At 44.9% G+C, this 7,715-nt stretch carries 7 protein-coding genes; 1 reads left to right on the plus strand and 6 read right to left on the minus strand.

What is annotated here, in order from left to right; translation table 11 throughout:
• Nucleotides 1–64: 64 nt before the first annotated feature.
• Genes IE038_RS03620 through IE038_RS03640 form a run of 5 tightly spaced genes read right to left on the minus strand, consistent with a single transcriptional unit; the run spans nucleotide 65 to nucleotide 5,669 of the window.
• The gene (locus IE038_RS03620; RefSeq protein ID WP_189395142.1) at nucleotides 65–1,363 is read right to left on the minus strand and encodes an MATE family efflux transporter; all 1,299 of its coding nucleotides are present in this window, start codon (nucleotides 1,361–1,363) and stop codon (nucleotides 65–67) included.
• Entirely contained in the window at nucleotides 1,360–2,529 is a 1,170-nt protein-coding gene (locus IE038_RS03625; protein ID WP_189395143.1) for an NAD-binding protein, read from the minus strand. Before IE038_RS03625 ends, IE038_RS03620 begins: the two co-directional genes overlap by 4 nt.
• Nucleotides 2,530–2,563: 34 nt before the next feature.
• Nucleotides 2,564–3,085 carry a hypothetical protein gene (locus IE038_RS03630; protein WP_189395144.1) on the minus strand — a complete coding sequence of 174 codons (522 nt, stop codon included), beginning with the start codon at nucleotides 3,083–3,085 and terminating at the stop codon, nucleotides 2,564–2,566.
• A complete protein-coding gene (locus tag IE038_RS03635; protein WP_189395145.1) occupies nucleotides 3,082–4,572 on the minus strand; it encodes a hypothetical protein in 1,491 nt (496 codons plus the stop codon). The genes IE038_RS03630 and IE038_RS03635 overlap by 4 nt, the downstream gene beginning before the upstream one ends.
• A gap of 35 nt (nucleotides 4,573–4,607) precedes the next feature.
• Nucleotides 4,608–5,669, minus strand: a complete 1,062-nt coding sequence (locus IE038_RS03640) for a hypothetical protein (RefSeq protein ID WP_189395146.1) — start codon at nucleotides 5,667–5,669, stop codon at nucleotides 4,608–4,610.
• 891 nt (nucleotides 5,670–6,560) lie between these two features.
• On the opposite strand from IE038_RS03640, the gene IE038_RS03645 reads away from it, so the two are divergent.
• Nucleotides 6,561–6,983, plus strand: coding sequence for a group II truncated hemoglobin (locus IE038_RS03645; RefSeq protein ID WP_189395147.1), 423 nt, complete (start codon nucleotides 6,561–6,563; stop codon nucleotides 6,981–6,983).
• Here the strand turns inward: IE038_RS03645 and IE038_RS03650 are convergent.
• Entirely contained in the window at nucleotides 6,980–7,282 is a 303-nt protein-coding gene (locus IE038_RS03650; protein ID WP_163939915.1) for a hypothetical protein, read from the minus strand. The genes IE038_RS03645 and IE038_RS03650 overlap by 4 nt on opposite strands.
• Nucleotides 7,283–7,715 lie beyond the last annotated feature (433 nt).

Below are 7,715 nucleotides of genomic sequence, written 5' to 3' on the forward strand. Positions count from 1 at the left end.
GGCCTGAAAAGGTCGGGCTTTTTTCGTTCAAGTGCGGCAGGAGTACGACAAGTAACGCCAGCGATTATTGAGCCAGAGCGCTTCGCCGATGTGTATCAGTAAACCGAATATATCTTAACACCAGAGACACCATAAGTATGAAAGTGCAGCCTGTTAAAGCCAAAATTATCGACTTGACGCCCGGCTGATACATTATGAAAAGACCCCAAGTAAGAAGCAAGCCGATACCGTTAAGACAGACTAACGTCATAGCCGTTGGCAACCAAGAATCACCAAGACTGCGCAAGACCATGCGGGTCACCACGTAGATAAGCTCAAAGACCAAAAAAGGGGTTGCTAGCTGTATACTTCCGGCTACCATAGCAGCTACCTGCTGATCTGAAGTATATAACAACGCTACGTAGTCCGGTAAAAACACACATACTACGAGGCAAGGAGCCATTAGCAAACTACCAAATACAATACCTTCGACTAGCCTAGACCGAGAAATGGTAACGGAATCTCCTTGAGTATCTCCTGCTATCAATATCGCCGCGGCGTTTCCCACGCCAATGGATATCATGTATATAACACTTAGAAAGTGCATGGAGATTTGATAGGCAGCGAGCTCTATATCGCCCATTTCTCTAGAAATTAGCGATAGTGCAAAATAAAGAAAACTTTCCCCACCAAAACATAGAGCCAGCGGTGCTCCGCTTGAAATAAGTTTAGCCTGACCGAGCCAGTTGTTTTTACCTAAACGCCAAAGACTATAATGGCGCAGATCTACTCGCACAACGAAAAATATAACCAGCACTACCCCAACCCACCGTAACAGGACATATGCAACAACATATTCAATTATACTTATTAGGGGCCTGTAATAGAGATACACCAAACTAGCCACTATGAATAACGCATTGATTGACCACAGATAAAACAGCTCATACCTTGCCTTTCCCTGAGCATTAAGAAAATTAAAAACAACTATCTGGCAGTACAAAGCTGGAACTGCGAGTGACATTACCAACAATATTTTTTGACCTGAAGGAATTTTTTGAATTGAGCCACTTACACCTATCACATAGATAAATACCAAGCCAACAATGACGAAACCAAATGTCAATGCTAGCTGTATGGCCGCAGAAAGCAGGCGCGCTAGTTTATCAACACAAGTATTCCCGAACACCGCAACATCAATTAAAATCGTTGAAAAAAGACCTATTCCTAGCACCGTAATAAAAGAAATGAATGCCCAGGCAAACGACGCTCGCCCCACAAAATCGGGTAGATAATGCCCGACGAAAGCTAGAAACAAAAAAGAGGCTGTCATATCCCCCAACCTCGACACTATCAAAGGTGTCGCTAGCTTTGCTATTTTCATGGAAGCTGTATCTCGGCAATTATTTCTGAATAGACATCTTCTTCCCAGTCAGACGACAGCGAAAAGCCTAACGAGCTCAAAAATATTGAAAATATCCTACCGAAGAGAATGTGCAGTGATAGATTTCTCGCATCGAAGGCGGCGTAAACCGATAGATTAACCGGCCTTCCGCGATTAACTACATTAATCCTCTTTCCGCGCCAATCAAAAAAACTCTCACCCCCTTCTTCAAAAAGACGCTTAACAGGCTCATCAAACTCATCATCGTAAGACGTTACCACCGAGACATACGAGTTACTTCTCAATGTTGAAAGAACTTCGGTAGTTACCCCTTTTTGTCCTGACATAGAAAAACAATAATCAAATCGATCAGCTAAGCCCACTAGTTGCTTTGATGCTTTAGCTTCGAACCCTTCAGTTGATGCCATGAAAAGTCTAGCCTTATCTGCGTCGACCACAACAATATTTCTAACCCCTCTGCTACGCAATCCAAAACAGAGTGAGCGACCAATCCTTCCATAACCAATGACTAGTGTTGCCTTATATGTAGACCAATCAGCAACAAAGGAATGTAAGTGACCTAAAATCATATTTGCCACCATTACATTTTCTGCCATTTTGTATGAATCGTAAGCTACTGACTTGAACCTCTCGGACGAGCTGTAGCCTGTGTCCCTGTACTTGATATGGCCGTTGGCAGTATCCTCCAAAACAAGCAGAAGGCGATCACCCAGTCGTTCAGCTAGCCGATCTATGTATGGGGCAAAATACCCCCCAATATCAAATAGAATAACTGGAAGACCAGTCTCAACTACGATAGCATCTATTTCCTCGACCGTTCTGTAAAACTCAGCCCGGTCACGTGATTTAAGTATGCGCGTAGGATTATTTATATGCCTAAGCAAGTTAGCATTAAGCGAAGACTTTTTGGGTATCAAATAGATATTTTCAAATATCTTCATCCAACTATTACAGATACTGAGATTCACCGTCGTCGAAAGATGACAAAAACAGAATACCAAACAATTCTTTAATTCATTACTCTCGGCTGCCTTATGAGCAACCATGACCCGACCATAAAATAGCTCCGCAATACGGTGGGCGCTTATATAATTAAGCCGGTTCGAAACTGGTGAATTCCGGAAGAGACTTTCGACATTATTCATCATGACTTCCTGTCATTTAATTATTATAATCTTTCTAGTTCAGGATCATATTCAATAGCATAGTATAAATTAAGGATAGCGAGTTCAAAGGCAGATCAATCTGTTGCTCTGTGGCCCCCACCATGCTATTTGGGTGGCCGAACATAATCGAGTTAAAATCAGATAAAGCGTCGCTAAAAACTTCCATATTTTTCGACTGACAAACTCCTCCTGCCCATTTAAACGCTAAACCGTTGGCCACTTCACCAGGAAGCTTAAGCGCGATACCTAAATCCACCTCAAGAGAATTAGCATTACTCTCTTCACGCAATCGAACACACATATCGGAAATTCGTTTCGTGAGATACAGCAATCCCATTAGAGCTTGCACTCTTGCCTTAGTGAAATCCTTAGTTTCGAGTGAATTAAATATCTTGGTAACCAGCTCACTTAGATCATTATCTGAAGCGACGGTAGTGCTTTTGAAATAGTTATCCCACACCAGAGTGGTTGTCACCATTTTTACAGCAGCTATGCACTCGAGCTCTTCCAAGGCGATCATATAATCATCATTCATAGTGTCACTACCGATCTAGTAGGAGTATCAAGGTAAATTTTTTTGCCCTCAATGAGGTTTAAATCAAAAGTCGAAGCTTCAAAAAATATAGTGGGTATACCCATATTACGCGCGCAGGAGGCCCTGAAAAAAAAATCACTTCGTTGGGCGCCTACAAGAATTAAGCCTTCAGGTAGATCGTCATTACCAAATAAAAAATCAGAGCCAGAACGGCACAAACAAATCTTTCCCTGCCCCCAACCATTTTTGCCCTCATGCACTGTTCCAATTGCAGTGCCCGGCACCTCACATACGCCCAGGCTTAGACCCAAACGATCTGTGACGCCACTAAATTTTTCGCACTCATCCAAAATACAAATTTGCTCATCAATATCAACCAAATACAAGGTGATGCCATCCGCTTCAACTGTTAAGGCCTCGGGTTTACTAAGCTTAGCGATCAGTTTTTCCATAGTTTCTATGGAAATCACTTTAGCGTTATATAGCAGTGTAGGTCCCAACCATCGATGCTTGGTCGCTAAGCCCCCAGAGAAAATAAAGCTGTTAGCGCTTGGGACTTCTGCGATAGTCCTGAAAAGCTCAACACCATTCGCTTTTAAATATGACAGCTTCACCTCATTAAACTTTGGCAAACACAAAATATCTTCAACAGTGGTAGTACTATCAGCTGGCAAACCCGCCAATCCATATATTCCGCTCAAACGATTATATACATGACTTAATGATGATGGATCAAGACCATACTTTAAAAGTCGCAGAGATATTCCGGGCGGTTGCGTACCCGCTCTATTGTGCATCACCGGACCATCGCAGGCCGCGTATTGCATAGTATTGTAAATTAACTTTCCATTCTCAACCGCTGAAAAGCTTACGCCTGAACCAACCTGGCAAATAACACCCGAAAAATTTCTGATTTGATTATATTTTTTTACTTGCTCAAGACATGCCTTGATCGCCAGCCCATGATATCCATGAGCTAATAGCCCGTACCTTCTGATCAGAGAATGACTAAACGGTATCTTATATTCCTTATGGAGAGACAAATCCTCCACTACCTGATCTCTCACCATCAGTTGGTTAGCCGAGGGGAAAGCTATTTTGCATCTACCTAACACCTCTAAGCAGAGGGTATTGTGCCGAGAGCTCAAATAATCATTGAACTGCATCACCTCCTCTTTTGCTTTGGTAAATTTCTCAACGACCTTACCGTACCCTGCAAATTTTACGCGATGACCGATCGTGCTCGGCTTCGGCCAGCCAAGTCTTTCCAAAGCTTCTACCACGTTATCAATGATAACCGTCGCCGCTTTTCGTAAATCGTCTCTGACGGCAACTTGATATATGTAATCACTCATCCCCAACAGGCCGCTGTACTTGACCTTTACTTTCTGAACAGCCAAACCAATAAAGTTTATATTTACATCGACCCGATCAGACTTATAGAATACTGATGTTTTTATAGACGAACTTCCGACATTGACAGCCATTTTGCTATCCTGGCAATTCACATTCCTTACCATATTTAGTCCCACTCTTTCAAAAGACTTACGAGCGAAGGTGTATCTTCTGCTGCAAAGAATTTCTTCCTAAAATAATATTCGCATGTGGAAATTTTGTGATCCGTATGTTTTCTGCTATTAAACTCGTAGTTAAGCGCCGCCAAGGATGTTTCAGATGAAGGAAAAATTGGGTTCTTCGCCAGCAAGACCTCAATGGCCATGAAGACTTTGTCCATATACTCTAATGCATCCTCAATATAGCTGCGACACTCCTCCTCTGTAACAGCTCCACGTCTGGACAGATCAAAAAAAGCCTTCTTCAGGTCCTCATGCCCCTCAACCCTGAAGACGTTGGAATATACCCACTTCGGATGTTTATTAGTAATTCCCGTCAGGTATGTAAAACTCATAGTGGTCTTGAGCATCATGTCTCGAGTAATCTCACATCCCATCCATAAATTCCCTGATTGCCAGCAACCTTGGACATCTTGGAACGCGTAAAAAACTGGTAACTTCTCGCGGTGAGCAACGTAAATATGTTTATCCCGGGGGATTTGTTTTTTCAGCTCAATGAATTGTGCTTCATTAGCTAGTGCATATCCAGTTAGCGAGCGATGAATAACGTTGTTTTCGCGCTCCAACAAGACTGGGCTATACAAGAATCTTTGATCAAATGAAATTCTTTCGAACGCAAGTTCGATTTTTGAAATAACCTCCTTAACTTCACCGAAGGTGATATAGTCAGTATCAATGTGTAACCCGCTTTCGCCATAAAAGTCAGTAGTATTGTGAACTTCTTCATTACGTATCAGAAAGTGATAATTTATATCAGTTACAAGCGCGTGGTCATTTGCTTTTACATCGTTTGCTTTCGGCCTTTCATCACACAAAACGATACAATCAATATCAGAATGCGCTGTCCCGATCCCTTCAATGAGCGTACCCGAGACTATCAGGATACTCCCCTCTTCCAATCTAACCCTTTGACGGAGATAGTCTGTTGGAACAACAACCGCACCGTCCAAAACTGATACTTCACTTTCCGTAATCTTAGACCTGGCCAGCTTGATTAGTTTACTTTCCATCGGATGCTCCAATATTATGGGCTTAATTCGCGCCTTCGCGACCAAAGGGCGCAGGTACTTTTAAATCACTATGCTATAGACGAACGTCCGACAGACCAGAAAGCCCGGTGTTCGCTGTCCTGGCTTTGCTTAGCATTGAGGCAAAACTTTAAAGCCTACATGCGGATACAGAAAATGGGGAATGGAACGGGAATACATAGTGTGTCCTTACCGTTTGAATACCTTAGCCTTTTTAGACAAGCAAAAGATTCTTAAATTGACAAGTCGTTTTTACGATTATTTTTACACACAGTTAAAAATCAAAAAAAATCATAGAGTTAGAGTTTAACTAACACTGTGTCTAGATGGCTCTTCTGCATTCGATGTTTATGACTTGTGTTTCCTAAAGCGAATTATCTAGCCGCACACCTATATCAGTTTCAGACCTTTCCTACAAACCCGATCATTGACCTCTATCCATTAATTGCATAGTGCCCAATGTATACCTAATAAACGTGTAACAAAGCGGCATAAGTGCACCCGATAGATACGGCTACTTCCTCTAATTTGGAAAGCCCCGTAGACCGACTGGAAATGCTGATCCAGGCTCTGCAGATGAACTGCGAATGGGGTGACGTTGTTCCAGTGCTACCGCTGATCGGACAGGAACATGGAGCGCTTCTCGAAAACGGCGAGTGCGTTTTTCCACGTCGGAAGATGATTGCCGTCTTGCTGATGCGCTGAGAAACCGCAATTTCGTCGGTGCAGTGAAACCTGGCCTTGAAATATAAAACGCCCGATGCGATGCATCGGGCGTTTTGAGGCTGAAATAGCTGTAAACCTATTTCAGCACTAGACAAAGGCTACGCCAGCTCTCGCTACAATGACGCTTTCATCTCAAGAGTCCTGCAAATGAACAGCACTGCATTCGGTACCGGAGACGCGTCCTACCAAGCCGCTGGCGGCATTGATGGCCTGCACCGCCTGGTCGACGATTTCTATCGATTGATGGATGAGCGCCCGGAAGCCGAACTCATTCGACGCATGCACCCGCAAGATTTGAGCGTGGCCCGGGACAAACTGGCCTGTTTTCTCAGCGGCTGGCTGGGTGGCCCACGGCTGTTCAGCGAGCGCTATGGGTCCATCTCGATCCCGGCATTCCATGCACAGTGGCCGATCGACGAAACCCATAGCACTCAGTGGCTGGAGTGCATGGCACAAGCCATTGCCTTGCAGCCCTATGACGCCGCCTTTGCCGAGTACCTGCTAACGCAGTTGCGCGTACCGGCCCAGCGCATTGTCCAGGCCAGCCACAACCGCCACGGCCAACCCTAGGCCTGCCGGCGTAACGGCTGTGTTTCGATCGCTATCGCCCCCGTGGCCAACGCCCGGGCACGATCGACACCCCACACCAGCGCCCGGGTCATGCTTTCGCATGGCCGGTTCGCATAGTACTCCTCGACCAACGCCTTGCCATTGCGGGCATAAATGCCCACGAACAACTGTGTAGCGCCAGTACGTGAAAGGCGGGTTTTTACATCGATACTGATGCCGTCACTGAGCTTTTCATCATGGCTACGGCAGCTCAATTGCCGGTCTGCCCAGCGCCAATAAGTCGCTTCCCTGATACGCATTGAGCGTCCTCCTCGATTGAATCGCACCTAGTAAGACACACAAGTGTTACAGCCGCGAGACCAACTGCTCAGGCGTTTGAGCGAGATCAAACAATCAGAAAAAATACCTTGCCCAACAGGCTGTTACCGACAAAAGGTATTAAAAAGCCCCACACACGTGTCCACCCTGTCTCCGGTCCATACATGCCGTTCAACAGTGGGTCGCCGTAAAAGGCGAAACCAGTCGCTGGTACCACTGTAGGGAATGGATATGTTCACGAGATGAGTGCCAGTAACCACAAACATGCATTGCCCCTGATGGAGGCAGGCATATCCGTTTGCGATGTCGGGCGCAATACCCCTTTCCGCCTTTACGGCGTGTCACTTTTGAGGGGTGTATGGACCGGACACATGGTGGACACGTGTGCGGAGACATGGTGGACACTTTTCGGCA

The organism is Pseudomonas laurentiana (assembly GCF_014648275.1).
Classification (GTDB): Bacteria; Pseudomonadota; Gammaproteobacteria; order Pseudomonadales; family Pseudomonadaceae; genus Aquipseudomonas; species Aquipseudomonas laurentiana.

What these genes read in the sequence shown, in the direction of transcription:
- IE038_RS03645 (WP_189395147.1), top strand. Translation starts at nt 6,561, where the DNA reads ATGAACAGCACTGCATTCGGTACCGGAGACGCGTCCTACCAAGCCGCT.
- IE038_RS03650 (WP_163939915.1), bottom strand. Translation starts at nt 7,282, where the DNA reads ATGCGTATCAGGGAAGCGACTTATTGGCGCTGGGCAGACCGGCAATTG.
- IE038_RS03640 (WP_189395146.1), bottom strand. Translation starts at nt 5,669, where the DNA reads ATGGAAAGTAAACTAATCAAGCTGGCCAGGTCTAAGATTACGGAAAGT.
- IE038_RS03630 (WP_189395144.1), bottom strand. Translation starts at nt 3,085, where the DNA reads ATGAATGATGATTATATGATCGCCTTGGAAGAGCTCGAGTGCATAGCT.
- IE038_RS03625 (WP_189395143.1), bottom strand. Translation starts at nt 2,529, where the DNA reads ATGAATAATGTCGAAAGTCTCTTCCGGAATTCACCAGTTTCGAACCGG.
- IE038_RS03620 (WP_189395142.1), bottom strand. Translation starts at nt 1,363, where the DNA reads ATGAAAATAGCAAAGCTAGCGACACCTTTGATAGTGTCGAGGTTGGGG.
- IE038_RS03635 (WP_189395145.1), bottom strand. Translation starts at nt 4,572, where the DNA reads ATGGCTGTCAATGTCGGAAGTTCGTCTATAAAAACATCAGTATTCTAT.